Origin of the sequence: uncultured Sphingomonas sp. (assembly GCF_964237155.1) — a bacterium.
Taxonomy (GTDB): Bacteria; Pseudomonadota; Alphaproteobacteria; order Sphingomonadales; family Sphingomonadaceae; genus Sphingomonas.
The window spans coordinates 1-24,595 of record NZ_CAXSHH010000015.1; the positions used below are offsets into that span (position 1 = coordinate 1).

General features: G+C 69.3%; 26 protein-coding genes and 1 pseudogene. 13 read left to right on the top strand and 14 right to left on the bottom strand.

Annotated features, from left to right (window positions below; genetic code table 11):
- From ACFE71_RS05455 to ACFE71_RS05470, 4 genes are all read left to right on the top strand, one after another.
- A partial coding sequence (locus ACFE71_RS05455) for a phosphate acyltransferase (protein WP_375427797.1) occupies positions 1-1,800 on the top strand: 1,800 nt, incomplete at its 5' end.
- A gap of 5 nt (positions 1,801-1,805) precedes the next feature.
- Positions 1,806-2,444: a peptidylprolyl isomerase gene (locus tag ACFE71_RS05460; protein WP_375427798.1), complete on the top strand. Its 639-nt coding sequence runs from the start codon at positions 1,806-1,808 to the stop codon at positions 2,442-2,444.
- 77 nt (positions 2,445-2,521) lie between these two features.
- Positions 2,522-2,764, top strand: coding sequence for a type II toxin-antitoxin system Phd/YefM family antitoxin (locus tag ACFE71_RS05465; protein ID WP_375427799.1), 243 nt, complete (start codon positions 2,522-2,524; stop codon positions 2,762-2,764).
- Positions 2,764-3,195: a type II toxin-antitoxin system VapC family toxin gene (locus ACFE71_RS05470; protein WP_375427839.1), complete on the top strand. Its 432-nt coding sequence runs from the start codon at positions 2,764-2,766 to the stop codon at positions 3,193-3,195. The genes ACFE71_RS05465 and ACFE71_RS05470 overlap by 1 nt, the downstream gene beginning before the upstream one ends.
- Before the next feature lie 7 nt (positions 3,196-3,202).
- Here the strand turns inward: ACFE71_RS05470 and ACFE71_RS05475 are convergent, their stop codons facing one another.
- On the bottom strand, positions 3,203-3,991 hold the full coding sequence (locus ACFE71_RS05475) for an SDR family oxidoreductase (RefSeq protein WP_375427800.1): 789 nt from the start codon (positions 3,989-3,991) through the stop codon (positions 3,203-3,205).
- Between the two features lie 177 nt (positions 3,992-4,168).
- Positions 4,169-5,314, bottom strand: coding sequence for an acyl-CoA dehydrogenase family protein (locus ACFE71_RS05480; protein WP_375427801.1), 1,146 nt, complete (start codon positions 5,312-5,314; stop codon positions 4,169-4,171).
- Between the two features lie 144 nt (positions 5,315-5,458).
- On the opposite strand from ACFE71_RS05480, the gene ACFE71_RS05485 reads away from it, so the two are divergent.
- The 3 genes from ACFE71_RS05485 (at position 5,459) to ACFE71_RS05495 (ending at position 8,361) form a co-directional block, all read left to right on the top strand.
- Positions 5,459-6,286: an SDR family NAD(P)-dependent oxidoreductase gene (locus ACFE71_RS05485; RefSeq protein WP_375427802.1), complete on the top strand. Its 828-nt coding sequence runs from the start codon at positions 5,459-5,461 to the stop codon at positions 6,284-6,286.
- Positions 6,283-7,725: an MFS transporter gene (locus tag ACFE71_RS05490; protein WP_375427803.1), complete on the top strand. Its 1,443-nt coding sequence runs from the start codon at positions 6,283-6,285 to the stop codon at positions 7,723-7,725. The genes ACFE71_RS05485 and ACFE71_RS05490 overlap by 4 nt, the downstream gene beginning before the upstream one ends.
- 129 nt (positions 7,726-7,854) lie before the next feature.
- Positions 7,855-8,361 (top strand): CHAP domain-containing protein, encoded by a 507-nt coding sequence (locus ACFE71_RS05495; protein WP_375427804.1) that lies wholly within the window; start codon positions 7,855-7,857, stop codon positions 8,359-8,361.
- A 2-nt stretch (positions 8,362-8,363) separates the two neighbouring features.
- On the opposite strand, the gene msrB is transcribed toward ACFE71_RS05495, so the two are convergent.
- The 4 genes and pseudogenes from msrB to ACFE71_RS05515 all read right to left on the bottom strand — a co-directional run bounded on the left by msrB (position 8,364) and on the right by ACFE71_RS05515 (position 12,484).
- The gene (msrB, locus tag ACFE71_RS05500) at positions 8,364-8,855 is read right to left on the bottom strand and encodes a peptide-methionine (R)-S-oxide reductase MsrB (RefSeq protein ID WP_375427805.1); all 492 of its coding nucleotides are present in this window, start codon (positions 8,853-8,855) and stop codon (positions 8,364-8,366) included.
- 194 nt (positions 8,856-9,049) lie between these two features.
- Positions 9,050-10,299 (bottom strand): annotated as a pseudogene (locus ACFE71_RS05505) (cytochrome P450).
- Positions 10,300-10,355: 56 nt separating this feature from the next.
- Positions 10,356-11,588, bottom strand: coding sequence for an ABC transporter permease (locus tag ACFE71_RS05510; RefSeq protein WP_375427806.1), 1,233 nt, complete (start codon positions 11,586-11,588; stop codon positions 10,356-10,358).
- Complete coding sequence (locus tag ACFE71_RS05515; RefSeq protein WP_375427807.1) at positions 11,585-12,484, bottom strand: ABC transporter ATP-binding protein; 900 nt, start codon at positions 12,482-12,484, stop codon at positions 11,585-11,587. Before ACFE71_RS05515 ends, ACFE71_RS05510 begins: the two co-directional genes overlap by 4 nt.
- 93 nt (positions 12,485-12,577) lie before the next feature.
- Here ACFE71_RS05515 and queG point away from each other — a divergent pair, with 93 nt between their 5' ends.
- The gene (gene queG, locus ACFE71_RS05520; RefSeq protein ID WP_375427840.1) at positions 12,578-13,720 is read left to right on the top strand and encodes a tRNA epoxyqueuosine(34) reductase QueG; all 1,143 of its coding nucleotides are present in this window, start codon (positions 12,578-12,580) and stop codon (positions 13,718-13,720) included.
- A gap of 81 nt (positions 13,721-13,801) precedes the next feature.
- On the opposite strand, the gene ACFE71_RS05525 is transcribed toward queG, so the two are convergent.
- Positions 13,802-14,173, bottom strand: coding sequence for a hypothetical protein (locus tag ACFE71_RS05525; protein ID WP_375427808.1), 372 nt, complete (start codon positions 14,171-14,173; stop codon positions 13,802-13,804).
- Positions 14,174-14,276: 103 nt separating this feature from the next.
- Between ACFE71_RS05525 and ACFE71_RS05530 the strand changes: the two genes are divergently transcribed.
- Positions 14,277-15,275: an adenosine kinase gene (locus ACFE71_RS05530; protein ID WP_375427809.1), complete on the top strand. Its 999-nt coding sequence runs from the start codon at positions 14,277-14,279 to the stop codon at positions 15,273-15,275.
- A 73-nt stretch (positions 15,276-15,348) separates the two neighbouring features.
- Here the strand turns inward: ACFE71_RS05530 and ACFE71_RS05535 are convergent, their stop codons facing one another.
- Complete coding sequence (locus ACFE71_RS05535; RefSeq protein ID WP_375427810.1) at positions 15,349-16,920, bottom strand: amino acid permease; 1,572 nt, start codon at positions 16,918-16,920, stop codon at positions 15,349-15,351.
- Between the two features lie 91 nt (positions 16,921-17,011).
- Positions 17,012-17,389: a histidine triad nucleotide-binding protein gene (locus ACFE71_RS05540; protein WP_375427811.1), complete on the bottom strand. Its 378-nt coding sequence runs from the start codon at positions 17,387-17,389 to the stop codon at positions 17,012-17,014.
- 225 nt (positions 17,390-17,614) lie between these two features.
- Between ACFE71_RS05540 and ACFE71_RS05545 the strand changes: the two genes are divergently transcribed.
- Entirely contained in the window at positions 17,615-18,544 is a 930-nt protein-coding gene (locus tag ACFE71_RS05545; RefSeq protein ID WP_375427812.1) for a hypothetical protein, read from the top strand.
- A gap of 231 nt (positions 18,545-18,775) precedes the next feature.
- Here the strand turns inward: ACFE71_RS05545 and ACFE71_RS05550 are convergent, their stop codons facing one another.
- The 5 genes from ACFE71_RS05550 to hisB all read right to left on the bottom strand — a co-directional run bounded on the left by ACFE71_RS05550 (position 18,776) and on the right by hisB (position 22,002).
- Entirely contained in the window at positions 18,776-19,093 is a 318-nt protein-coding gene (locus ACFE71_RS05550; RefSeq protein ID WP_375427813.1) for a phosphoribosyl-ATP diphosphatase, read from the bottom strand.
- 130 nt (positions 19,094-19,223) lie between these two features.
- Entirely contained in the window at positions 19,224-19,988 is a 765-nt protein-coding gene (hisF, locus tag ACFE71_RS05555; RefSeq protein WP_375427814.1) for an imidazole glycerol phosphate synthase subunit HisF, read from the bottom strand.
- Positions 19,989-19,998: 10 nt separating this feature from the next.
- Positions 19,999-20,730: a 1-(5-phosphoribosyl)-5-[(5-phosphoribosylamino)methylideneamino]imidazole-4-carboxamide isomerase gene (hisA, locus tag ACFE71_RS05560; protein WP_375427841.1), complete on the bottom strand. Its 732-nt coding sequence runs from the start codon at positions 20,728-20,730 to the stop codon at positions 19,999-20,001.
- Positions 20,727-21,329, bottom strand: a complete 603-nt coding sequence (gene hisH, locus ACFE71_RS05565) for an imidazole glycerol phosphate synthase subunit HisH (protein WP_375427815.1) — start codon at positions 21,327-21,329, stop codon at positions 20,727-20,729. The genes hisA and hisH overlap by 4 nt, the downstream gene beginning before the upstream one ends.
- 85 nt (positions 21,330-21,414) lie before the next feature.
- Positions 21,415-22,002, bottom strand: coding sequence for an imidazoleglycerol-phosphate dehydratase HisB (gene hisB, locus ACFE71_RS05570; protein WP_375427816.1), 588 nt, complete (start codon positions 22,000-22,002; stop codon positions 21,415-21,417).
- Between the two features lie 74 nt (positions 22,003-22,076).
- Here hisB and ACFE71_RS05575 point away from each other — a divergent pair, with 74 nt between their 5' ends.
- The 3 genes from ACFE71_RS05575 (at position 22,077) to ACFE71_RS05585 (ending at position 24,556) form a co-directional block, all read left to right on the top strand.
- Positions 22,077-22,565 carry an SspB family protein gene (locus ACFE71_RS05575; protein ID WP_375427817.1) on the top strand — a complete coding sequence of 163 codons (489 nt, stop codon included), beginning with the start codon at positions 22,077-22,079 and terminating at the stop codon, positions 22,563-22,565.
- A 222-nt stretch (positions 22,566-22,787) separates the two neighbouring features.
- The gene (gene fumC / locus ACFE71_RS05580) at positions 22,788-24,188 is read left to right on the top strand and encodes a class II fumarate hydratase (RefSeq protein WP_375427818.1); all 1,401 of its coding nucleotides are present in this window, start codon (positions 22,788-22,790) and stop codon (positions 24,186-24,188) included.
- Positions 24,189-24,355: 167 nt separating this feature from the next.
- A complete protein-coding gene (locus ACFE71_RS05585) occupies positions 24,356-24,556 on the top strand; it encodes a hypothetical protein (protein WP_375427819.1) in 201 nt (66 codons plus the stop codon).
- Positions 24,557-24,595: the final 39 nt, after the last annotated feature.

The following is a 24,595-nucleotide window of genomic DNA, read 5'->3' on the forward strand; positions in this document are numbered from 1 at the left end:
TTGCGCGAGCGGATGAACATCCCCGTCTTCCATGACGACCAGCACGGCACCGCGATCATCACCGCCGCCGGGCTGATCAACGCCTGCCTGCTGACGCGGCGGCGGATGGATGAGGTCAAGATCGTCGTCAACGGCGCGGGCGCGGCGGCGATCGCCTGCACCGAGCTGGTGAAGGCGATGGGCGTGCGCCACGATAACGTGATCATGTGCGATCGCCAGGGCGTCATTTATCAGGGCCGCGAGGAAGGGATGGACCAATGGAAGTCCGCCCATGCCGCCAACACTGACCGCCGCACGCTGACAGAGGCGCTGCACGGCGCGGACGTGTTCCTGGGACTGTCGGCGGCGGGGGCGCTCAAGCCCGAGATGGTCCGCGACATGGCTCCCGCGCCGATCATCTTCGCGATGGCGAACCCCGAACCCGAGATCCGGCCCGAGGCGGCGACCGCCGCGCGGCCCGACGCTATCGTCGCGACGGGACGGTCGGACTATCCCAACCAGGTCAACAACGTGCTGGGCTTCCCATACGTATTCCGCGGGGCGCTGGACGTGCGGGCGACGGCGATCAACGACCGGATGAAGGTCGCCGCCGCGCATGCGATCGCCGACCTGGCGCGCCAGCGCGTGCCGGAGGAGGTCGCGGTCGCCTATGGCGTGCGGCACAGCTTCGGTCCCGAATACATCATCCCCGCGCCCTTCGATCCGCGGCTGATGGAGGTGGTGCCGATGGCGGTCGCGCGCGCGGCGATGGATTCGGGGGTGGCGACGCGGCCGATCCTGGACATGGACGCATACCGCCAGCGGCTGCGCGAGCGGTTGAACCCGACCACCTCCGTGCTGACGCTCGCCTATGAGGGCGCGCGGGCCCGACCCAAGCGCGTGCTGTTCGCGGAAGGCGAGGAGGAGGTGGTGCTGCGCGCCGCCATCGCCTTCAAGGAGGGTGGGCTCGGCACCCCCGTGCTGGTGGGGCGCGACGACGTCCCCGATCGCCTGCGCGCGCTGGGCGTCGAGCAGCCGGAGGAGTACGAACTTCACAACAGCCGCCATTCGCCGCTGGTCCCCGCGATGGTCGAATATCTGTACGGCCGGCTCCAGCGACGCGGCTATCTTCGCCGCGATATCGAGCGGATGATCAACCAGGATCGCAACACCTTCGGCGCGGTGCTGCTCCAGATGGGGCATGCCGACGCGATGATCACCGGCGTCACGCGCACCTACGCGCACACGATGCGCGACCTGCGCCGAGTGATCGACCCCGCCGAGGGTCGCGTGCCGTTCGGGATCCACCTGCTCGTCGGGCGGACGCACACGGTGTTCATCGCCGACACCACCGTCAACGAGCGTCCGACCGCCGAGGAGCTCGCCGACATCGCCGAGCAGACCGCCCAGGTGGCTCGGCGGATGGGCCACGAGCCGCGCGTCGCGTTCCTGAGCTACTCCACCTTCGGCAATCCCGAGGGCAAGTGGCTGGAGAACATCCGCGCGGCGGTGGGCGTGCTCGACGGGCGGGAGGTCGCGTTCGAGTATGAGGGCGAGATGGCCCCGGACGTGGCGCTCAATCCCAAGCAGCTGGCGAACTATCCCTTCGCGCGGCTGTCGGGGCCGGCGAACGTGCTGGTCATGCCGGGGCTCCAGTCGGCCAACATCTCCGCCAAGCTGCTCCGCGAACTGGGCGGCGACGCGATGATCGGGCCGATGCTGGTGGGGATGGAAAAGCCCGTCCAGATCGCGCCCATGACCTCCACCGCGAGCGAGCTGGTGACGCTGGCGGTGCTCGCGGCGGGCGGGATCGCGCGGTAGCCGTCATGCGCAGCACGTTGGCGGCGATATGCGTCGCGATGCTCGCCGGGCCGGCTGCGGCGGCCGAGCGGGCGGGGCTGGTCCACGTGCGGCTGGAGACGTCGGCGGGGCCGATCACGCTCGCGCTCGACGCACGGCGAGCGCCGATCACGACCGCGAACTTCATGGCTTATGTCGATGACGGCCGCTTCGACGGCACCGTCTTCTACCGCGCGGCGAGGAGCAAGGCGCGGCCCGGAGCGGGGTTCGTCCAAGGCGGCGTGCGCACCGACCTGCGCCGCGCGCTCCCGCCGATCGATCTGGAGCCGACGAGCCGGACGGGCCTGCGTCACTTGGATGCGACCGTGTCAATGGCACACGGTACCTTCGATGCGTCGGCGACAGGCAACTTCGTCCTGACGGTCGGCCCCTCGCCGCAGATGGACGCGCGGCCCGGCTTCACCGGCTACGCCGCGTTCGGGCGAGTGACGGGGGGCATGGACGCGGTCCGCCGCATCCTGGCGCAACCATCGGGCGGTGGATCGGGCGTGATGCGCGGGCAGATGATCCTGCGACCGGTCCGGATCGTACGTGCGGTGCGGCTGGACGGGGTGGCGAAGCCGTCCGGGCGGCCCAAGGTATGGCTGATCCTGCGGGGTAGCTAAGCGGGCGAGATGCCGGTTCGGCTTGCGGGATGTCGCGATCAGCTCTAAATGACTAGCTAGATAGTCCGGAGATCGACATGGAGACCTTGCCCTTAGCCGATGTGAAAGCGCGGTTGAGTGAACTCGTGAAACGGGTGCAGCACGGCGAGAGCATCTCGATCACGTCGCGCGGCAAGCCGGTCGCCAAGTTGGTGCCCGACACGCCGCCTCGAAAGCCCGTCGATATCGCTGCGCTGGAGCGCCTGGCCGCTTCGCTGCCCCCGCAGGACGAGGACGCCGGAACGTTCATGCGTCGAATGCGCGACGATTATCGCTATTGATGATTTATCCGGACACGTCGGTACTGATCGCAGCCGCCACTCGGGAGAAGTTCACGTCCAACGCGCTGCGCCTACTGGCGGCTACTCCGGCGGGCGGACTGCTCGCGAGTCTGTGGACGCGGACCGAGCTGGCGTCCGCGCTAGGCGTGAAGCAACGGTCCGACCGGATCGATGCCGCGGGCCGGTTAGCGGCGGCAAGGACGCTCCGAGCGTTATTGGACGACGCGTTCACGATCGTACCGGTCGAGGATCGGCACTTCCGGCTGGCGACGGAGATGATGGAGCGCGATGTCGCGCCATTGAAAGCACCGGACGCGCTGCACCTTGCGATCACGTCCGCGGTCGGTGCTACCTTGTGGACGGGTGATCGCCCGATGGTGACCGCGGCCAAGGCGCTCGGCGTACCGGTCCGGCACATAACGGAAGCGTAGCCGTACGCTATCCGTCGATGCTTGTCCCCACCGCCGCATGGACGAGCCCGCCGTCGACCGTGATCGTGTCGCCGACCACGTAATCGCCCGCCCGGCTGGCGAGATAGATCGCCGCGCCCGCCATGTCCTCGTCGACGCCGATGCGCTTGGCTGGAATGCCCTGCGCCACTTCGGAGCCGTGGTCGCGCGCCGATCGGTTCATCTCGCTCGCGAACGCGCCGGGGGCGATGGAGGTGACGTTGATCGCATCCTGGATCAGCCGCGCGGCCATTCGCTTGGTCAGATAGATTAGCGCCGATTTGGAGGCATGATAGCTATAGGTGTCCCACGGGTTCAGCCGCTGGCCGTCGATCGAGGTGATGTTGATGACCTTGCCCGGCCGCTCGCGGCTCGCCGCCGCCTTGAGGGCGGGGTGCAGCGCCTGGGTCAGGAAAAAGGGCGACTTGACGTTCAGGTCCATGACCTTGTCCCAGCCCTTTTCGGGAAACACCTCGAACGGCTCGCCCCAGGCTGCGCCCGCGTTGTTGACGAGGATGTCGAGCGCGCCCTCGGCCTCGGCATATTGCGCGGCCAGCGCCTGGCAGCCCGCCACGGTGGACACGTCCTGCGGCAGCGCGACGCAGTCGGGGCCGAGTTCGGCCGCTGCCGCGAAGCAGGCGTCGGCCTTGCGCGACGAGATATAGACCTTGGCCCCCTGCGCGATGAAGCCCGCCGCGATCATCTTGCCGATGCCGCGGCTACCCCCGGTGATCAGCGCCGTGCGCCCATCGAGGCGGAACAGGTTGGTCGTGTCCATCAATCTTCTCCTTCGTGTTTCCTTCCCTCTCCCGCTTTCGCGGGAGAGGGTGGCCGAGCGAAGCGAGGTCGGGTGAGGGCGGTTCACGACACGCACTGCCCTCACCCTGGCGCTTCGCGCCTGTCCCTCTCCCGCGGAGCCGAAGGCGGGCGTAGCCCTACGCGGGAGAGGGTTAGGTCAGCCACCGCGCTTCAGCGTCTCGCGGGCGATGATGACCTGCTGAATCTGGCTGGTGCCCTCATAGATGCGGAACAAGCGCACGTCGCGGTACAGCCGCTCGATCCCATAATCCGCGATATAGCCGGCACCTCCGTAGATCTGGACCGCGCGGTCGGCGACGCGGCCGACCATCTCAGACGCGTAGTATTTCGCGGCCGCCGACTCGAGCACCACGTCCTCCTGCCGATCCTTCTTGTCCGCCGTCTCGAGCACCAGCGCGCGCGCCGCCAGGGCCTCCGTCTTCGAGTCCGCCAGCATGCCCTGGATCAGCTGGTGATGGACGATCGGATTGCCGAACTGGTGCCGCTCCGACCCATAGGCGACGCAGTCGGCGATCAGCCGCTCCGCCACGCCGACGCATACCGCCGAGATGTGCAGCCGCCCCCGGTCGAGCACGCGCATCGCGATCTTGAAGCCTTCGCCTTCCGCGCCGAGACGATTGGCGGCGGGGACGACGACGTTGTCGAAATGAACGTCGGAGACCTTGGCCCCTTTCTGTCCCATCTTCTTCTCGGGCTCGCCCAGCGTCACGCCGGGCAGATCGCGGGGTACCAGGAACGCCGAGACGCCGCGCGCGCCCTTCTCCTCGCCCGTGCGCGCCATGACGGTGAAAAGGTCGGCCTTGTCGGCGTTGGTGATATAGCGCTTGGTGCCGCTTAGCCGGTAGGTGTCGCCGTCCTTGACCGCGCGCGTCTTTACCGCGCCGCTATCCGACCCGACATCGGGCTCGGTCAGCGCGAAGCTGGTGATGATCTCGCCGCTCGCGATGCGCGGCAACCAGTGCGCCTTCTGTTCGGGGCTGCCCGACATGACGAGCCCCTGGCTGCCGATCCCGACATTGGTGCCGAAGGTCGACCGGAAGGCGGGGGTGGTCCGCCCCAGTTCGATGGCGACGCGGCATTCCTCCGCCATCGTCAGCGCCAGCCCGCCATGCTCCTCGGGGATCGACAGCCCGAACAGACCCATCTCGCGCATCTCCCGGACGACGTCGTCCGGGATCGCGTCGGCTGCCTCCACATCGGCCTCGAGCGGGCGGAGCCGTTCGGCCACGAAACGGCGGACGCCGTCGATCAGCGCGTCGAAGGTTTCGGTGTCGAGGGCCACGCATACACTCCATCAATCCGGTCGCGTCGGCGGTACCCAGCGCGGGCGCGCAGCGCAAGAACCCCAAACCGCACCTTCGAACCGCGGCGTCATTGACGGCGCGCACCCCCATACTATGGTCGCAAAAAACGGGAGAGAGCCGGAATGCGGTTCACGAGCAAGCGCGCGGTGGTCACCGGCGGCGCATCGGGCATCGGGCGAGCGACCGCGCTCCGGCTGGCCGAGGAGGGCGCACAGGTCCTGATCGGCGACATCGACGAACAGGGCGCGGCCGATCTGGTCGACGGATCGGACGGCCGGATCGGATTCCGGCGCTGCGACGTGACCAAGGCCGACCAGCTCGAGGCGTTGATGGACCAGGCCGACGCCGAAGGCGGTCTCGACTTGCTGTTCAACAATGCCGGCGCGGGCGGCGCGCGCGAGGGGATAGACACGGTCGAGCCCGGCGAGTGGGACCGCACCATGGCGCTGCTCCTCACCTCCGTCGCGCTCGGCACCCGCTATGCCGCGCCATTGATCGCGAAGCGGGGCGGCGGCGCGATCGTAAACACCGCCAGCGTCGCCGCGCTCGCCAGCGGCTTCGCGCCGACCGCCTATTCGGTCGCGAAGGCGGGGGTGCTCCACCTGACCACCGTGTCCGCCGCCGACCTCGCGCGGCATGGCATCCGGGTGAACGCGGTACTGCCGGGGTTCATCACGACGAACATCTTCACCCGCCATCTCGACATCGCCGAGGACGCGCGCGCGCAGGCGGACGGCATGATCGCAGCCGTCGCCGCCAAGGCGCAGCCGATCGCGCGCGCGGGTCGGCCGGAGGACATCGCCGCCGCCGTCTGCTTCCTGCTGAGCGACGACGCCTCGTTCGTCACCGGCACCAGCCTGCTGGTTGACGGCGGGATGACGGTGGGCAGCCGCGCGAGCTGGGATCCGGCATCGCCGACCTTGTTCGAAGCGCTGGACCAGGTCCGATGAACGTCGCGCTTCCAGTTCCGCCCAGACGAGACCTGCGGCAGGGGACCGTCGTCGCCTATGGCTTCGGCGCGGTCGCGTACGGCGTGAAGGACGCGGGGTTCGGGACGTTCCTGCTGCTGTTCTACAACCAGGTCGTGGGCCTCCCCGCCGCGACGGTGGGCATCGTGATCGCCGCCGCCTTGATCATCGACGCGTTCGTCGATCCGGCGGTCGGGTTCCTGTCCGACCGGACACGCAGCCGCTGGGGACGGCGGCATCCGTGGATGTACGCCTCCGCGCTCCCGATCATGATCGGCTATGTCCTGCTCTGGCGCCCGCCCGCGGGCGAGACGGCGGCGCTCGCCTGGTTGTTCGGCTGCGCGGTGCTCGTCCGCACCGCCGTCAGCGCGTACGAGGTGCCCTCGGTCGCCCTCACCGCCGAGCTGACGAGCGATTACGACGAGCGCACGCGCATCCTGGCCTGGCGGTATCTGTGGGGCTGGGGCGGGGGGCTGACGATGGGGCTGGCCGCGTGGCTGTATTTCCTCGCGCCGGCGCCCGGCTATCCCAACGGCATGCTCAACCGCGACGGTTACGCCGGCTACGCGGTCGCGGGCGCGCTGCTGATGGGGACCGCGATCCTCGTTTCGGCGATCGGCACCCACCGCGAGATCCCGTACCTGCCGCGCCCCGTGATCGAGAAGCAGACATTGCGCGAAAGCTTCGGCGAGCTGGGCGAGGCGTTCCGCAACCGCGCCTTCCTCATACTGATGCTCGCGTCGCTGTGCGTGTACGTCAACCAGGGCGTGTCCTATGCTCTCGGCACCTATCTCCAGGGCTATGTCTGGGGATTTCGGCCGTCCGACTTCGTCGTCGTCACGGTCTCGTACCTGCTGGCCGCCTTCGCGGCGTTCGTGTTCGCGCCCCGGCTCGGCAAGCACGGCGACAAATCCAGGACCGCGGCGATCGTCGTGCTGATCGGTGCGGCCATCATCACCTTTCCCTATTGGCTGCGAATGGCCGGGCTCGCGCCCGCTTCAGGCGATCCGCTCGCGGTGCCGTTCGTCATCGCCTGCGCCGTCGCTGGCACGGCGTTCAACATAACCGGATTTATCCTGGGCGCGTCGATGATGGCCGACGTCGTCGAGGACTCGGAGGTCCGCACCGGTCGCCGGCAGGAAGGCGTGTTCTTCGCGGGCGCGTTCTTCGTCCAGAAATGCACCAGCGGGATCGGCATCTTCATCGCCGGCAGCATCCTCACCGCCGCCGGCCTGTCCGCAAAGGCGACGCCCGGATCGGTGCCCGAGGCGACGCTGGCGAGTCTGAGCACCTTCTATGCGGTCGGCTATCTCATGCTCGCGGTGCTCGGCGCGTATGTGTTCACACGTTTCCCGTTTGGCCGTGCGGAGCACGAGGCGCGGCTCGCAACGTTGGCAGAGGGCGGATCATCGGCGCGGTAACACGCTTCATCCCGATTTGTTCCCGCTCCGCTTTTCTTTTTTACTTCTCCCCCGTAGCCCCATTCTCAAGAGCAACCGAGGGCGGGGCTTACCTTGCAAATCAATCGTTTAACAGCGCGTTTTGCGCTGGTGTCTTCGTGCGTCCTGAGCCTGGCGGCTCCCGCCGCCGCGCAATTCTGGCAGTGTGCGCCCTATGCCCGCGAGATCTCGGGCATCCAGATCCGCGGCAATGCGAATACCTGGTGGGCTCAGGCGGCAGGTCGTTACGAGCGCGGCCGGACGCCCAAGGCTGGGTCGGTGTTGGCGTTCGAGCCCACGCGGCGGATGCGGGTCGGCCATGTCGCGATGGTGTCCCGCGTGGTCGGGGAACGCGAGCTGCTGCTCACCCATGCCAACTGGTCGCGCCGTGGCGGGATCGAGCGCGACGTGCGCGCGGTCGACGTGTCGGCGGCGAACGACTGGAGCCAGGTCAAGGTCTGGTACGGTCCGCAGGGCGGGCTCGGCACGTCGAGCTATCCGACGAGCGGCTTCATCCATTCGGGCGAAGCGCCCAAGGCCGCCGAGTTCCCGAGCGTCCGCATGGCGAGTGTCGGCGGTACGGTCGGCGTCCGGGCGTTCGTCGACGAGCGCTTCTGAGGTCAGGCGGCGCGGAACTTCATCGCCGCGCCGTTCATGCAATACCGCTTGCCCGTCGGCTTGGGGCCGTCGTCGAACACATGCCCCAGATGCCCGCCGCACTCGTCGCAGTGAACCTCGGTGCGCGCGATGAACATGGCGCGATCGGTCCTTTCGCCGACCGCGTTCGGCAGCGGAGCCCAGAAGCTCGGCCAGCCGGTGCCGGATTCGAACTTGGTCTTGGCCGAGAACAGCGCCTGGTCGCATCCCGCGCACCGGAACACGCCCGCGCGCTTTTCGGCGTCGAGGGGGCTGGAACCGGGCCGCTCGGTACTCTCTTGGCGGAGCACGGCGTAGGCGGCAGGCGATAGCCGCTTCTTCCATTCGGCGTCGGGCAGGGTCACGCGGAAGCGCTCGGTCGCCTTCGCGTCGGCGTCGCGGCAGCCGAACAGGAGCGCGGCGGCTCCAGCGGTGAAGCCCGCGAGCAGGCCGCGGCGGTCGGGGTAGTTGGTCATGGTCGGGATGTAGGGAGCGCGAGGCGGAAGGGGAGAGGTGCTTCAGCCTGATCCTACCGCCTTCATCCCCCAATCCGTCATCCCAGCGAAGGCTGGGATCTCGTGGTGAGGATACGAGGTGCTTCCCCGGAGAGCGACCCCAGCCTTCGCTGGGGTGACGGAAGGAATGCGGCGAGATGCGCGCGCCCTCGCGCCTAATATCTACTGATCTCCACCGGCAGCTTTCGGTATCCATGCACGAAGCATGCGGCCACCCGCACCGGCTTCCCCACCACGTTCACCCGCATCCGGCGTTTCGCCATCTCCTGAAGCAGTATGCCGACCTGCATCTCCGCCAGCCGCGCGCCGACGCAGCGGTGGATGCCGTGGCCGAACGCCAGGTGCCGCCGGGCGTTCGGCCGGTCGACGACGATGTCGTCAGCGTCGTCGCCGAACACGCTCCGGTCGCGGTTCGCCGACACGTACCAGAGCGCCAGCTTGTCGCCCTGCTTGATCCGTTGCCCTGCAGCTCGTAATCCTGCGTCGCGGTGCGGCGCATGTGCGCGAGCGGCGTCTGCCAGCGGATCACCTTCTGCGTCGTGTTGCCGATCAGCCCCGGATCCGCCTCGAGCTTGGCGCGCGCGTCCGGGAACTTGTCGAGCCCGTAGGCCAGCGCCGACATGGTGTTACGCGTCGTGTCGTTGCCGCCTACGATGAGCAATATGAGGTTCCCGATGAACTCCATCTGGTCCATTTCCGCCATCGCGTCGGAGTGGATCATCATCGAAATGAGGTCGGGCGTCTGCGGCTGGCCGAGCTTGCCGTTCCACAGCTGCGAGAAATAGGCCCCGCATTCGTACATATGTTGGAGGCGTTGCAGCCGGAGCTCCTCGTTCTTGACGAGCTCGATGTCGCCCGCCCAGTCGGACCAGAAGGTCAGCTTGCGCCGATCCGCCCATGGAAAATCGAACAGGATGGCGAGCATCTGGGTCGTAAGCTCGACCGATACCGTGTCGACCCAATCGAACTCCTCGTTCCAGGGCAGCTCGTCGAGCAAGATCGCCGTCCGTTGCCGCAGCCCGTCCGACATCCGCGTCATCTCCGACGGGGTGAAGGCGGGGGCGACGGTGCGACGCTGCGCGGTGTGGACGGGCCGGTCGCGTGCGATGAACATCGGCATGCGTACGTCGATCGCGGGATCGAGGAAGTCCGCCAGCGTGATCCCGCCCACCTCCGACGAGAAGATTTCGGGGAGCGATTCGACCTCGACGATCGGCTTGTAGGTCGACACCGACCAATATGGGCCGAAGCTCGATGCGGGGGTGTGATAGACCGGGGCCCGCGCGCGTAGATGGTCGAACGGGGCCTGCCAGGTATCGTCGCGGTAGAGCTCGGCGCGGCTCACATCGAGCGGATCGGGCGCGGGTTCGGGCGCGAGGTCTGGTTGGGTCATCGCCGTAGCCATCGGTCCACTCCTGTTTCGCTCGAGTGAACCGATTACCTACAACGCTGTCAATAGCCTTACGCCGGACTGCGACGCAGGCGCGACAGCCAACCCGGCCCGCTTCCCGATTGCAGCACGCCCCGCCGGAACAGCCGCGCGCCGACCGTGATGAAGACCCCGACCCACAGCGCCTGCCACGCCAGCGCCGCGACGTGCGGCCAGATCGCGGCCGAATTGGCCGCGCGCGCGGCCATCGCGAAAGGCGACGATAGCGGGAACAGCTCGGCCGCGGTCGCGATCCAGCTGTCCGGCCTGGACGCCGCCGCCGAGGAGAGCGCGAACATCCCCACCTGGACGATCGTGATCGGGAGCGAGAGCATCTGGATCTCGCGCATGGTCGACGCCTGCGCGCCGATCCCCAGGAACACCGATCCCAGCAGCAGGTACGCCATCGTGAAATACGCGAAGAACAGCACCGCGAAGGCGGGGCCGCCGATGGCCGGGGTCAGCTCGCTCATCGCGGCGCCGAGAGCCGGGGGCAGGAAGCCGCCGACCTGTCCGACGATCGTGCCCCAGAACACGACGAACAGGACGGCCACGCCGAACATGCCGAGCAGCTTGCCCAGGAACACCGATTCGAGCGGGACGGCGGCGGCGAGCACCTCGAGCACCTTGTTGTTGCGCTCCTCCGCCATCGTGCCGACGACCTGGCCCGCGAGGAACAGCGTCAGGAAGAACACGCCGAACACCGCCAGGAACGCCGACTGGTTCCGCCCCCCGCGCGACGCGCCTTGTCGGGTGAGGCGCACTTCCTCCACGCGCACGGTCGGCACATCCGCCCCCAGCCGCTGGTCGACGAGCGTCTCGCGCGCGAGGATGCCGAGATAGCGCGCGGTGCGTCGGTCGAGCGGGCCGAACAGCACCGTCGGGCGGTCGAGGGGGCCGTACAGGACGCCGGCCGCGTCGTAATCCTTGGTCTCGAACGCCGCGCGCGCTTGGCGCTCCGGATCGGCGGCCGGGGTGAGAGTCAGCAGCCGGGGCGGGGCCTCGTCGCGGCGGAAGGCGGTGCGCAGCCGCTTGTCGGCCTCCGTCATGATCCGCGCCTGATCAGGCGGGAGGACCGCGACGACGCGCGCCTTGCCCGCCGAATCGTCCGCGACGCTGGCCGCGCCGAGGCCGCCGACCGCGCCGAACGCGCCCATGATGACGGGGGCGAACAGGAACAGGAGGAAGATGGGGGTGAAGACCGTTGCGACGAAATCGCGGCGCGCGACCGTCATCGTCTGGCGAAGGGTGCGGCGCAGGCTCATCGTGCGGTCTCCGCTTCGCCGACGATGCGCACGAAGGCTTCGTGGAGCCCCGGCCGCTCGATCCGCAAGCCGGAGATACCGTGCCCGGCCTGGATCAGCCGTTCGAGCAGGCGCTCGACGCCCTCGCCCGGCAGCTCGAAGCGCCAGCCGTCACGCTCGCGCTCGGCGTCGGCGGGGAGCAGCCGTCCCAGCTCCGGCCCGTCCGCGCGGGGCGAGTAGTGGACCTGGGCCGGGAGCATCGCGCGCGCGTCGTCGACCGTCCCCTCGAAGCGCCGCTTGCCGCCCGCGATGATCGCCAGCCGGTCGCACAGCCGCTCGGCGTGCGCCATCACGTGCGTCGAGAACAGGATCGTCGCGCCCCGGTCGCGCTCGGCGAGGATCAGCGCCTCCAGCTTCTCCTGGTTGACGGGATCGAGCCCGGAGAAAGGCTCGTCGAGCACCAGCAGATCGGGCCGGTGGACGACCGATCCCAGCAGCTGGACGAGCTGGGCCATGCCCTTCGACAATTTCCGGATCTTCTCGTCGACGGCATGGCCCAGTCCCGCTGCCTCGAGCAGTTCGACCGCCCGCGCCCGTCCGGTACGCCAATCGAGCCCGCGCAGCGCGCCCATGAACGCGATCGCCTCCCTGGCCTTCATCGCCGGATACAGCCCGCGCTCCTCGGGCAGGTAGCCGACCCGGTCGCTCGCGTCGCGCGGGCGGGCGTGGCCGAGCAGCGTGCGCGTCCCCGCATCGGGTTCGATGATGCCCAGCAGCATGCGAAGCGTGGTCGTCTTGCCCGCGCCGTTGGGGCCGAGCACGCCGTAGATCGCGCCCGCCGGAACCGCGATATCGACGCCGTCCACCACCCGCCGGTCGCCGAAACGCTTGACCAGCCTCTCGGCGGTGATCGCCATTCCGCCCCGCACTATATCGGTCCCCCACAAACCGGGGTGTGGTAGCGGGCGCGCGTGGCGGAACACAAGCCTTTGGCGACGCGGATCAAGGTGATGGCGGCCGAGCTCGGCTTCGCCGCCTGCGGGATCGCGCCCGCCGACGCCGCGCCCCGGTCGGGCGAGCGACTGCGCGAGTGGCTGGCCGAGGGGCGGCACGGCGACATGATCTGGATGGAGGAGCGCGCGCACCATCGCGAAAGCCCGGCCGCGCTGTGGCCCGAGGTCCGGAGCGTGATCGCGCTGGGGATGAGCTACGCCCCCGCCGCCGATCCGCTCGCGCTGGCGGAGGAAGGCGACCGGGGCCGCATTTCCGTGTATGCGCAAGGGGGCGACTATCACGACGTGGTCAAGCGGCAATTGAAGGCGCTAGGCCGCTGGCTGGCGAACGCGGCGGGCTGCGACCTGAAGGTGTTCGTCGATACCGCGCCGGTGATGGAAAAGCCGCTGGCCGAGGCCGCCGGACTCGGCTGGCAGGGCAAGCACACCAACCTCGTCAGTCGCGATCACGGCAGCTGGTTGTTCCTCGGCGCGATCTACACGACGCTGGACCTTGAACCCGACTGGGGCGGGGTCGCGTCCTGCGGCTCGTGCGACGCATGCCAAAGGGCGTGTCCGACCGACGCGTTCCCCGCGCCCTACCGGCTCGACGCGCGACGGTGCGTGTCGTACCTGACGATCGAGCATCGCGGCCCGATCCCGCATGAGTTCCGTAGCCGGATGGGCAACCGCATCTACGGCTGCGACGATTGCCTCGCGGTCTGTCCCTGGAACAAGTTCGCCGCGAGCGCCGCCGCGAACCGCGCCTTCCTCCCCCGCGCGGAGCTGACCGCGCCGTCGCTGGGCGATCTGCTCGATCTCGACGATGCGGGCTTTCGGCAGGTGTTCGCGGGATCGCCGATCAAGCGGATCGGGCGCGACCGGATGGTGCGCAACGTGGCGGTCGCGGCGGGGAACAGCGGCGACCCGGCGCTGGTGGAGCGGCTTATCCGGTTGCTGGACGACCCTGCGCCGGTCGTGCGCGGGGCGGCGGTATGGGCGCTTGGACGGTTGGACGCGGCGCGGTGGGTGGCGGAGCGGTGGCGGGTCGCGCAAGAGCAGGATGATGACGTTCGTGCAGAGTGGGCCGGTCTGCAACCCTCTCCCGCTTTCGCGGGAGAGGGACAGGCGCGTAAGCGCCAGGGTGAGGGCAGTTCTTAGGGCGAACTGCCCTCACCCGACCTCGCTACGCTCGGCCACCCTCTCCCGCAAAGGCGGGAGAGGGAAGAAAGCGGGAGAGGGTCACTTCACCGCCCCTCTCCGCGTCATCGCCGCCACGCAGCTGGCGCGGTCGATGGGGCTGCCGTCGGGCTCGCGCGCGTCAAGATAGGTGACGCGCGGGTCGGACCCGCCGTTCGGATACAGATACGCGTCGAGCACGCAGATCCCGCTCTCGAACTGCAACTTGCGCGCGTCGCCCTCGCGCATGTCGGCGTCCGCCTCTCCGAAGAGGCGGACCAGCCCGGCCGCATCCTGACCCAGCACCCGCTCCAGCCCGATCGCGGCGAAAGCGGGCGCGACGGGAGCGGCCGGCGCCGGGCGCGCGGTCGGCGCGGCGCAGGCGGAGAGCAGGCCGCCGACGAGGAACGGAGCGAGGGTGAACGAACGCGTCATGCCCGCAGCGCATGCTGCCGCCGCCCACCTTCGGTCAACGCCGGTTGCGCCGACCCGACCGCACGGCTAGCCCGCGTGCTTCCCCCATGCCTCGGAGCGCTCCTTGACCCAGCCCAGCCTTGACGTCGTCGCGATCGGCAACGCCATCGTCGACGTGCTCAGCCCCGCCGACGACGCGTTCATCGCCGCGCAGGGCATGACCAAGGGTTCGATGCAGCTGATGTTCTCCCCCGCCGAGGCCGACGCGCTCTACGCCAAGATGGGTCCGGGCCGCGAGGCGTCGGGAGGCTCCGCCGCCAACACCGTCGCGGGCGTCGCCGCGCTCGGCGGGCGCGCGGGCTTCATCGGCCAGGTCGCGGACGACCAGCTGGGCGGGGTCTTCGCGCACGACATCCGCGCGGCCGGCGTCCGCTTCGACACGGCCGTGCGCGCGGGGGAGCCGACGACCGGCCGCTGCCTGATCTTCGTCACCCCCGATGGCCAGCGGACGATGAACACGTTCCTGGGCGCGGGCCAGTTCCTGCCCGCGACCGCGCTCGACCGCTCGGTGATCGCCGACAGCGCGATCCTGTATCTCGAGGGCTATCTGTGGGATCCGGAGGAGCCGCGCGCGGCCATGCGCGCCGCGATCGACGTGGCGCGCATGGCCGGGCGCAAGGTGGCGTTCACGCTGTCGGACGTGTTCTGCATCTCGCGCCATGGCGACGATTTCCGCGCGCTGATCGCCGAAGGGGTGATCGACATCCTGTTCGCCAACGAGAACGAGCTGACCGCGCTCGCGCGGACCGACGATTTCGAGGAAGCGGCGGCGAGCGTCGCGCGTCAAGTGCCGACGCTGGTCGTCACGCGCGGCGAGCACGGCGCGCTGGCGATCCAAGCGGGCGAGCGGGTCGAGGTCGGCGCGGAGCCGATCGATCGGCTGGTCGACACGACGGGCGCGGGCGACCTGTTCGCGGCGGGCTTCCTGCACGGCCAGGCGAGCGGCCGCGACTTGCGCGCTTCGCTCCGTCTCGGCGCGATCTGCGCGGCGGAGGTGATCGGCCATTACGGCGCGCGGCCGGAGGTGGACCTGAAGGCGCTGGCGACCGAGAAGATGGGCTGAGCCTAACCCGGCGACCCATGCCAGCATGGAAAGAAGAAGGGTCGGAGCATCGCCGCTCCGACCCTTTCTTGGTTCAACGTCCGCTCGGCACGCCCGGCTCGAGCTTGCCTGTCTCGCTCTCCGGCACCTCCGCGATGCCCCGCCCGACATGGCTCATCCGGCGGCTGTAAAAGAAGTACACGATCAGCCCGACTCCACCCCAGATCGGCAGCACCAGCATCGCCGCCGTGGGCAGGTTGAAGAACAGGAACACGCATCCCACGATCGTCGCGGGCGCGATCAACCAGATGAACGGCGTGCGGAACGACCGCGCCCGGCCCGGGTCGGTGCGCCGCAGCACCAGCACCGCGACGGCGACCATCGCGAATGCGTACAACGTGCCGGCGTTGGCGATGTCGGCGAGCTGGCCCACCGGCAGGAACGCCGCCGCGAACGCGACCGCCGCGCCCGTGAGCATCGTCACGATATGCGGCGTCTTATACCGCGGATGAACACGCGACAGCGCATCGGGGAGCAGCCCGTCGCGACTCATCACGAAGAAGATGCGCGTCTGGCCGAACATCAGCACCAGGATGACCGAGGGTAGCGCGATGAACGCCGCGATGCCGAGCAGGTTGCCGATCGTGCCAAATCCGATCCGGCGGAGCACATGCGCCAGCGCCTCGTTCGAGCAGACCAGCGCCTGGGCATGCTGCGGCAACGCGCATTGACGCGCGAGCTCCTCCGACCCGGCGGGAAAGGGAATGCCGCCCGGCCCCATGATCGGCTGGCCGCCGATGGTGCCGACCGCGCCCGCCGCGACCAGGATATAGAAGACGGTGCAGAAGAGCAGGGACGCGATCAGCCCGATCGGTACGTTGCGTTGCGGGTCCTTGGTCTCCTCGGCGGCGGTCGAGACGGCATCGAATCCGACATAGGCGAAAAAGATCGTCGCCGCCGCGCCTACCGCGCCGACGCCCGTGCCGAAGCCGCCGAACAGCCCGGCGGGCAGGAAGGGGTTGAAGCGCGACGCGCTGAACTGGTCGGAAGGGAGCGTGAGCGCGATGAAGGCGGTAAGCGCGGTCACCTTGATCGCGACCAGCACCGCGTTGACCTTGGCGCTTTCGCTCGTGCCGACCACGAGCAGCCAGGTCACGAGCAGGGCGATGATGACTGCTGGCAGGTTGATGAACCCGCCCGGCGCGCCGCCCAGCGCCAGCGGCCCGGCCGCAAGCCATGCGGGCAGCTGAACTCCCAGGAACTCATTGAGGATGGTTCCGGAGAAATAGCCGGACCAGCCGACCGCGACCGCGCTCGCCGCGACCGCATATTCGAGCACCAGCGCCCAACCGACGGTCCAGGCCAGGAACTCGCCCATGGTGGCGTAAGTGTAGGTGTAGGCCGATCCCGCGACCGGGATCATCGACGCGATCTCGGCGTAGCAGAGCGCCGCCACGATGCAGATCGCCCCCGCGATCGCGAAGGCGAGCATCAGCCCGGGCCCCGCCTTTTGCGCGCCGGCGGCGGTCAACACGAAAATGCCCGTGCCGATCACGCAACCGATGCCGAATAGCGTCAGCTGAAACCAGCCGAGCGTCCGGCTGAGCGACTTCTTCTCGGCGGTCGCCAGGATCGCGTCGAGCGACTTGATACGGTCGAAGATCATCGAGAAACGCAACTCCCCATTCGGGGCTCATGGACGGCCCCGTAACATCATTGTTCCGGAACCTAGCCGCAAACGCGGGGCGCGCAACGCCTTATCGCGCGAGCATGAGGCCGAGCGGGGTTCCGCCGAACAGGTGGACATGCAGATGCGGCACCTCCTGCCCGCCATGCGGCCCCGTGTTGGCGAGCAAGCGATAGCCCGGCTCGACCAGCCCCAGCGTCCGTGCGACCGTCCCCACCGCCCGCACGAACCCCACGATCTCCGCGTCGGACCCGTGATCGCTGAAATCGTCCCACGACACGTACGGGCCGCGCGGGATCACCAGCACGTGCGTCGGCGCGACCGGCGCGATGTCATGGAACGCCACCGCCCATTCGTCCTCATGAACGCGAGTGGAGGGGATCTCGCCCCGCAAGAGGCGCGCGAAGATGTTGGCGGGATCATAGGGCAGGGTGGCGTCGATGGGCATACGAAGGTCCTTGAAGCCTGCGAGGTCGAGCGATCGACCTTATTCATCCCCGCCGCGCCAGCAAGACCGACCCGCGCCCCGCTTGTCGGGGACGTCTCTTCCTGGGTGGAACGCCGCACCCCAGCATTCGTGAAAGATCATCAAGACTTGATCCTGACCTAAGTAAGTTTCCGGAACCGGTCGGCATGTTACTCGCTTTAGTTATTGAAGCAGGGAGCATGCAATATGGATCAGCATCCGGATACGCCGCGCGCTCGGGGGGACAAGGACGCGCCGCATCTAAGTCCGGTCACGCCGGCCGAGGACGCGCGCACCATCATGATCAACCAAGTCGCTTGGGGCGCGATCTTCGCGGGCGTCGCGATCGGACTGATCACGCAGTTGCTGCTCAATATGGTCGGACTGGGCCTGGGCCTCGCGACGCTCGACCCGGGGACGTCGGACAACCCGTCGGCGGGCGGCTTGTCGATGGGCGCGGGCATCTGGTTCGTGCTGTCGGGGATCATCGCGTCGCTCGCCGGCGGCTGGATCGCCGGGCGGATGGCCGGAAAGCCGCGCGAGTCGACGGGCGGTTTCCACGGGCTGATCTCGTGGGCCGTCATGTCGCTGGCGGTGATCTACCTGCTGTCCTCGGCCATCAGCGGGATCGTCGGCGGGGCGCTCGGCGCGCTGAGCGGCGCGGCGGGTGGCGTGGCGCGCGCCGCCGGGACGGTGGCAACCGCGGCCGGCCCGGCGGCCGCGGGCCAAGGCGACGAGATCGCGGGCGCGGTCCAGAGCGAGGTCCGACAGGCGACGGGCGGGGCCGATCTGGGCCAGATCGCGGGCGCGGCGGGCGCGGCGTTGAAGGGCGCGACCAGCGACGACCCGGCCGAACAGGCGCGGGCGCGCGAGCAGGCGGCGCAGGTCTACGCCCAGACGCAGAACGTCCCGCCCGCCGAGGCGCGCGCCAAGGTGGCGCAGGCCGAACAGCGGACGGCCGCGCAGGCGACCGAGTTGAAGCAACGCGCGACGCAGGCGGCCGACACCGCCGCCAAGGCGGCGTCGACGGCGGCCCTGGTCGCGGCGGTTTCCCTGATCCTCGGGGCGCTCGCCGCCTGGTTCGGCGGTCGCCAGGGCGCGGTGCAACCGACGCTGACGTCGCGCATGCGGGAGTAAGAGTATGCGGCGGGCGATCCGATCGGACATCAAGGTCGTCTTGCCCGGTCCGTTCGGCCCCGCCGCGATCCAGAGCCGCCGCCGACCCCCGCTCATTCAGCGACCGAGCAGCGTCGCCATCGCGTCCAGATCCACGCGGACCAGTTCCTCGCGACCGTCGGGATGAACACGGCGGTCCATGACAACTCTCCTTGTCGCGGGCGGAACCTACACCGGGCGACGCGGCCCGCCTTAGCCACGCCGCCCCGCCTTCTCCTCCAGCCCCGACACGCCCTCGCGCCGCGCCAGCTCCGCGCGCACATCCGCAAGCGTCAGGTCCGCGTCGGCCAGGAGGACGAGCAGGTGATATAGCAGGTCCGCCGCCTCCGGCACGATCGCCCGAGCTTCGGGGCCAAGCGCGGCGATCACGCATTCGACCGCCTCCTCGCCCAGCTTCTGCGCGATGCGGGGGCGGCCGCGCGCGAACAGGCCGGCGGTGTAGGAGGATGCGGGATCGGCGCCGCGACGGGCGCGAATGGCGGCCTCCAGGCGGTCGAGCGGATCGTCCATCGCTGCTAATCCTTGCGCGGGAAACGGTCGCGCGGACGCAACCGGACCGCCGGCGCCGCCGTGGCGACGTAGGATGGTTCGGGCGCGGTGAGACCAGCGGCGGGAGCAATGGTCATAAGCAAGGCGACGATCACCGCCCGCGCACCGGGACGCCCGCCGCCGCCAGCGCGCGGTGGGCGTCGGCGATCGTCGCCTGCCCGAAATGAAAGATCGACGCCGCCAGCACCGCCGACGCGCCGCCCTCCGTGATTCCCGCCACGAGGTGGCCCAGCGTGCCGACGCCGCCGCTCGCCACCACGGGCACGCTTACCCGGTCGGCGACCTCGCGGGTGAGGGCGAGGTCGTACCCGTCGCGCGTCCCGTCGCGGTCCATGGAGGTGACGAGGATCTCGCCCGCGCCCAGTTCCGCCAGCCGCACCGCGTGCGCCACCGCGTCGATCCCGGTCGCGCGCCGCCCGCCATGCGTGAAGACCTCCCAGGCTCCGTCCGATCGGCGCCGCGCATCGATCGAGGCGACGACGCACTGGCTCCCGAACCGCTCGGCGATCTCCGCCACCACCTCCGGCCGCGCGACCGCCGCCGAGTTGACCGCCACCTTGTCCGCCCCCGCGAGCAGCAGCGCGCGCGCGTCGTCCGCCGTCCGGACACCGCCGCCGACCGTCAGCGGCATGAAGCAGACCGAAGCCGTCCGCCGCACGATGTCGAGCAGGGTCCCGCGCCCCTCGTGGCTGGCCGAGATGTCCAGGAAGCACAGCTCGTCCGCCCCCGCCGCGTCATAGGCGCGCGCCTGCTCGACGGGGTCGCCCGCATCGCGCAACGCGACGAAGTTGACGCCCTTCACCACCCGCCCGCCAGCGACGTCGAGGCAGGGGATCACCCGCGCGCGCACCGTCATGGTTTGACGCTCACGCCGCCGCCACGGCCAGCGCCGCGCCCAGATCGAGCCGCCCGTCATACAGCGCCCGCCCGGTGATCACGCCCTCCACCCCATCCTTCGCATGGAGCGCGAGCACGCGGATGTCCGCCAGTCCCTTGACGCCGCCGCTCGCGATCACCGGGATCGCGACCTGCCGCGCCAGGTCGACCGTCGCGTCGATGTTCGCACCCCTCAGCAACCCGTCACGACCCACGTCGGTGAACAGCAGCGCCGCGACCCCCGCGTCCTCGAACCGCCGCGCGAGTTCGACCACGCCCACGTCCGACACCGACGCCCAGCCTCGCGTCGCGACCATGCCGTCCTTGGCGTCCACCGCCACCACGATCCCGCCCGGGAAATCGCGCGCCGCCGCGCGCACGAATTCGGGGTCCTCCAGCGCCGCGGTGCCGATGACGACGCGCGCGACGCCCAGATCGAACCACCGTTCCACCCCCGCCCGGTCGCGGATGCCGCCGCCGAGCTGGACGTGTCCCGGGAAGGCCCCGACGATCGCCGCCACCGCGTCGCCGTTGACCGACGCGCCCGCGAACGCGCCGTCGAGGTCGACGACGTGCAGATGCTCCGCCCCGGCTTGCGCGAACGACATCGCCTGCGCGGCCGGGTCGTCGCCATACACGGTCGCGCGCGCCATATCGCCCTCGGCCAGCCGCACCACCTGTCCCGCCTTCAGGTCGATCGCGGGAAAGACGATGAGGCTCACGGTCGCCACGCCAGGAACCGCGCCAGCATCTCCAGCCCGTAACGCTGGCTCTTCTCCGGATGGAACTGGACGCCCAGCAGATTGTCGCGCCCGATCGCCGCCGTCACCGGCCCGCCATGATCGGTCGTCGCGAGCAGCCCCGCGCCGTCATAGGCGTAGCTGTGGAGGAAATACGCCTCGCCCCGCGCCAGCAGCGGGTGCTCGCCCATCGGGGTCACGTCGTTCCACCCCATATGCGGCACCTTGACGCTCGCGTCCTCCGGCGCCAGCCGCCGCACGCGCCCCGGCAGCCAGCCCAGCCCCGCATGGGCCCCATGCTCCTCGCCCGCAGCCGCCATCAGCTGCATGCCGACGCAGATGCCCAGGAACGGCTTGGCGTCCCGGAGCACCGCTTCCTCCAACGCATCGATCAGCCCGTCCACGGCGTGCAAGGCCGCCGCGCATGCCCCGAACGCGCCCACGCCCGGCAGCACGATCCGCTCCGCCCCGCGCACCGCGTCCGGATCGGCGGTCACCAGCACGTCGTCCGCGCCCACCGCCGCAAGCGCGTTCTCGACCGAATGGAGATTGCCCGACCCGATATCGATCAGCGCCAGCATCCTCCCCTCCCGCATGCGGGAGGGGTCGGGGGAGGGCAGGGCGCGGACGGCGGGGTCGGGCCCTCCCCCAAACGGGAGGGTAGCATCAAAGCACCCCCTTGGTCGACGGCACCGCGTCCCCTTTACGCGGATCGATCTCCACCGCCGTCCGCAAAGCGCGCGCCAACCCCTTGAACGCGCTCTCGACGATGTGGTGGTTGTTCCGACCGTGCAGCAGCTCGATATGGAGCGTCATCGCCGCCGTCTGCGCGAACGAGTGGAACCAGTGCTCGATCAGTTCGGTGTCCCACGTCCCCAGCCGCGTCTGCGTGAACGGGCAACGCCACACCAGCCACGGCCGCCCCGACAGGTCGAGCGCCACGCGCGTCAGGCATTCGTCCATCGGCGACAGCGCGTCGCCGTACCGCCTGACCCCGCGCTTGTCCCCCAACGCCTTGGCCACGGCTTGGCCCAGCGCGAGCGCCGAATCCTCGGTCGTGTGATGCCCGTCGATATGCAAGTCGCCCTCGACGGTCAGGTCGATGTCGATCAGCGAATGCCGAGACAGCTGTTCGACCATGTGGTCGAGGAAACCGATGCCCGTCCTCACCCGGTAGACGCCGGTCCCGTCCAGGTCGACGGTGGCCGAGATCCGGGTCTCGGCGGTGTCGCGTGCGATGGTGGCTTGGCGCATGGCGTCGCCGTTAAGCGCGCCGCCGCGCCCATGCAATCTTGACCCGCCCCGAAAACCGCCTAACCCCGTTCACCATGAGCGAAGGCCTCCCCGACAGCCTGATCCCCTATGACGAGATCGTCCAGGAGGCGTTGCGCGCGGTCGTCGGCCGCGTGTTGACGACGGTGGTCGAGGGCGGGTCGATGCTGCCCGGCGAGCACCATTTCTACATCACCTTCAAGACGCACGCGCCCGGCGTCGACATTCCCAAGCGCCTGATCGAACGCTTTCCCGACGAGATGACGATCGTGCTCCAGAACCGTTTCTGGGACCTGATCGTCGATGACGCGAAGTTCTCGGTCGGGCTGTCCTTCAACCAGGTGCCGTCCAAGCTCGTCATTCCATATTCGGCGATCACCGGCTTCCACGATCCCGCCGTCGCGTTCGAACTTCGCTTCCAGGCACAAGAGGGCCCGAACGACGGCCCGACCGAACATGACGCGGCGCAGAATGACGGGCCGACGGTGGTGCAAGCCGACGACGGTTCGAACGTGGTGAGCGTGGATTTCAAGAGGAAGAAGTAAGGCGCCAGGGCGCACGCGCCGAGCGAAGCTCGAAGCGAGACGCCCAAGCCCGGCCGGCGCGAGCCCGCTCGCGACCGACGGCGCGGCTTTGCCGCGACGCCCCTTCTTCACCCGTCACCCCGGACTTGTTCCGGGGTCCATCGTTGTACGCGCCCACCGGCTGCCATATGCGCACCGCGATGGATGCCGGAACGAGTCCGGCATGACGGAGTGACCAGACGCATGACCGCCTCCACCGACACCCGCACCGAAACCGATTCGATCGGCCCCATCGCCGTTCCCGCCGCCGCATATTGGGGCGCGCAGACTCAGCGTTCGATCGAGAACTTCCCGTTCGGCGCGGCGGAACGGATGCCGATCGGCATCGTCCACGCGCTGGCGCTGGTGAAGCAGGCCTGCGCCCGCGTGAACCGCGCCCATGGGCTCGACAGCGCCAAGGCCGACGCGATCGAGGCCGCCGCCGCCGAGGTAGCGTCCGGTAAGCTCGACGACCAGTTCCCGCTCGTCATCTGGCAGACCGGATCGGGCACCCAGTCCAACATGAACGCGAACGAGGTGATCGCCGGTCGCGCCAACGAGGCGATGAGCGGCACCCGGGGCGGCAAGGTGCCCGTCCACCCCAACGACGACGTAAATAGCGGCCAATCCTCGAACGACAGCTTCCCGACCGCGCTCCACGTCGCCGCCGCGATCGCGGTGCGCGACAAGCTTACCCCCGCGCTCGACCGCCTTCATGCCGCGCTCGACGCGAAGGCGCGCGAGTGGGACGACATCGTCAAGATTGGCCGCACGCACCTCCAGGACGCGACGCCGCTGACGCTCGGCCAGGAATTCTCCGGATACGCCCAGCAGCTCAGTAACGCGCGCGAGCGGATCGAGAACACGACCCGTTACAACATCATGCCGCTCGCCCAGGGCGGCACGGCGGTCGGCACGGGCCTGAACGCTCCCGCCGGCTTCGGCGAGGCGGTCGCCGCCGAGATCGCGAAAATGACCGAGCTTCCTTTCACAAGCGCGCCCAACAAGTTCGAGGCGCTGGCGTCGAACGACGGCCTGGTCGACCTGCACGGGACATTGAACGTCCTGGCGGTCGCCCTCACCAAGATCGCCAACGACCTGCGCCTCCTCGCCTCGGGTCCGCGCTCGGGACTCGGCGAGCTCGAGCTTCCCGCCAACGAGCCGGGCAGCTCGATCATGCCCGGCAAGGTCAACCCGACTCAGAACGAGATGCTGACCATGGTCGCGGCGCAGGTGATGGGCAGCAACGTCGCCGTCACGGTCGGCGGGCTCCAGGGCCATATGGAGCTGAACGTGTTCAAGCCGCTGATCGGCGCGAACGTGCTGCGCTCGATCGACCTGCTCAGCGTCGGCATGACCAGCTTCGCCGAGCGCACCGTCGAGGGCGCCACCGCCCGGCGCGACAACATCAAGCTGCTCCTCGACCGCTCGCTCATGCTCGTCACCGCGCTCGCGCCGGAGATCGGCTACGACAACGCCGCGAAGATCGCGAAGCACGCGCACGAGAAGGGGCAGACGCTGAAGGAGGTGGGGCTGGAGCTGGGCCTGGTCGATGCTGATACATTTGACCGGATAGTCAGGCCCGAAACGATGTTGGGTCGCTAGGCCTGTCCCCAATCCCGTCACCCCGGACTTGATCCGGGGTCCCGCTTCTTCTGTTCCGAACGGCCGCCGCGGACCAAGCGGGACCACGGGTCAAGCCCGGGGTGACGAAGGGAGTGGGGAACCCGCACCGCCCCCCACGCGTCCTACCTCCCGAAGGAGTACCAAACATGATCGGACGTATCTTGGGCGCGGTGATCGGCAGCCGCATGGACCGCCGCGACGGCTCGGGCGGGGTCAAGGGCGCGCTCACCGGCGCGCTCCTCGCCGGCGGCATGCGCCGCATGGGGCCGCTCGGGCTGGCGCTCGGCGCGGCGTATATGGGCAAGAAGGCGCTCGACCAGCGCCGGATGACCAAGCGCGGCTACTGACGCCTCCAAATTGACGGGCGGAACTGGCGCACCGGCCGC

Excerpts from the sequence above, each read along its gene's own strand:
- ACFE71_RS05460 (WP_375427798.1), top strand. The coding sequence starts at position 1,806 with ATGCGCAGCACGTTGGCGGCGATATGCGTCGCGATGCTCGCCGGGCCG.
- ACFE71_RS05465 (WP_375427799.1), top strand. The coding sequence starts at position 2,522 with ATGGAGACCTTGCCCTTAGCCGATGTGAAAGCGCGGTTGAGTGAACTC.
- ACFE71_RS05470 (WP_375427839.1), top strand. The coding sequence starts at position 2,764 with ATGATTTATCCGGACACGTCGGTACTGATCGCAGCCGCCACTCGGGAG.
- ACFE71_RS05475 (WP_375427800.1), bottom strand. The coding sequence starts at position 3,991 with ATGGACACGACCAACCTGTTCCGCCTCGATGGGCGCACGGCGCTGATC.
- ACFE71_RS05485 (WP_375427802.1), top strand. The coding sequence starts at position 5,459 with ATGCGGTTCACGAGCAAGCGCGCGGTGGTCACCGGCGGCGCATCGGGC.
- ACFE71_RS05490 (WP_375427803.1), top strand. The coding sequence starts at position 6,283 with ATGAACGTCGCGCTTCCAGTTCCGCCCAGACGAGACCTGCGGCAGGGG.
- msrB (WP_375427805.1), bottom strand. The coding sequence starts at position 8,855 with ATGACCAACTACCCCGACCGCCGCGGCCTGCTCGCGGGCTTCACCGCT.
- ACFE71_RS05510 (WP_375427806.1), bottom strand. The coding sequence starts at position 11,588 with ATGAGCCTGCGCCGCACCCTTCGCCAGACGATGACGGTCGCGCGCCGC.
- ACFE71_RS05515 (WP_375427807.1), bottom strand. The coding sequence starts at position 12,484 with ATGGCGATCACCGCCGAGAGGCTGGTCAAGCGTTTCGGCGACCGGCGG.
- queG (WP_375427840.1), top strand. The coding sequence starts at position 12,578 with ATGGCGGCCGAGCTCGGCTTCGCCGCCTGCGGGATCGCGCCCGCCGAC.
- ACFE71_RS05525 (WP_375427808.1), bottom strand. The coding sequence starts at position 14,173 with ATGACGCGTTCGTTCACCCTCGCTCCGTTCCTCGTCGGCGGCCTGCTC.
- ACFE71_RS05535 (WP_375427810.1), bottom strand. The coding sequence starts at position 16,920 with ATGATCTTCGACCGTATCAAGTCGCTCGACGCGATCCTGGCGACCGCC.
- ACFE71_RS05540 (WP_375427811.1), bottom strand. The coding sequence starts at position 17,389 with ATGCCCATCGACGCCACCCTGCCCTATGATCCCGCCAACATCTTCGCG.
- ACFE71_RS05545 (WP_375427812.1), top strand. The coding sequence starts at position 17,615 with ATGGATCAGCATCCGGATACGCCGCGCGCTCGGGGGGACAAGGACGCG.
- ACFE71_RS05550 (WP_375427813.1), bottom strand. The coding sequence starts at position 19,093 with ATGGACGATCCGCTCGACCGCCTGGAGGCCGCCATTCGCGCCCGTCGC.
- hisF (WP_375427814.1), bottom strand. The coding sequence starts at position 19,988 with ATGACGGTGCGCGCGCGGGTGATCCCCTGCCTCGACGTCGCTGGCGGG.
- hisH (WP_375427815.1), bottom strand. The coding sequence starts at position 21,329 with ATGCTGGCGCTGATCGATATCGGGTCGGGCAATCTCCATTCGGTCGAG.
- hisB (WP_375427816.1), bottom strand. The coding sequence starts at position 22,002 with ATGCGCCAAGCCACCATCGCACGCGACACCGCCGAGACCCGGATCTCG.
- ACFE71_RS05575 (WP_375427817.1), top strand. The coding sequence starts at position 22,077 with ATGAGCGAAGGCCTCCCCGACAGCCTGATCCCCTATGACGAGATCGTC.
- fumC (WP_375427818.1), top strand. The coding sequence starts at position 22,788 with ATGACCGCCTCCACCGACACCCGCACCGAAACCGATTCGATCGGCCCC.
- ACFE71_RS05585 (WP_375427819.1), top strand. The coding sequence starts at position 24,356 with ATGATCGGACGTATCTTGGGCGCGGTGATCGGCAGCCGCATGGACCGC.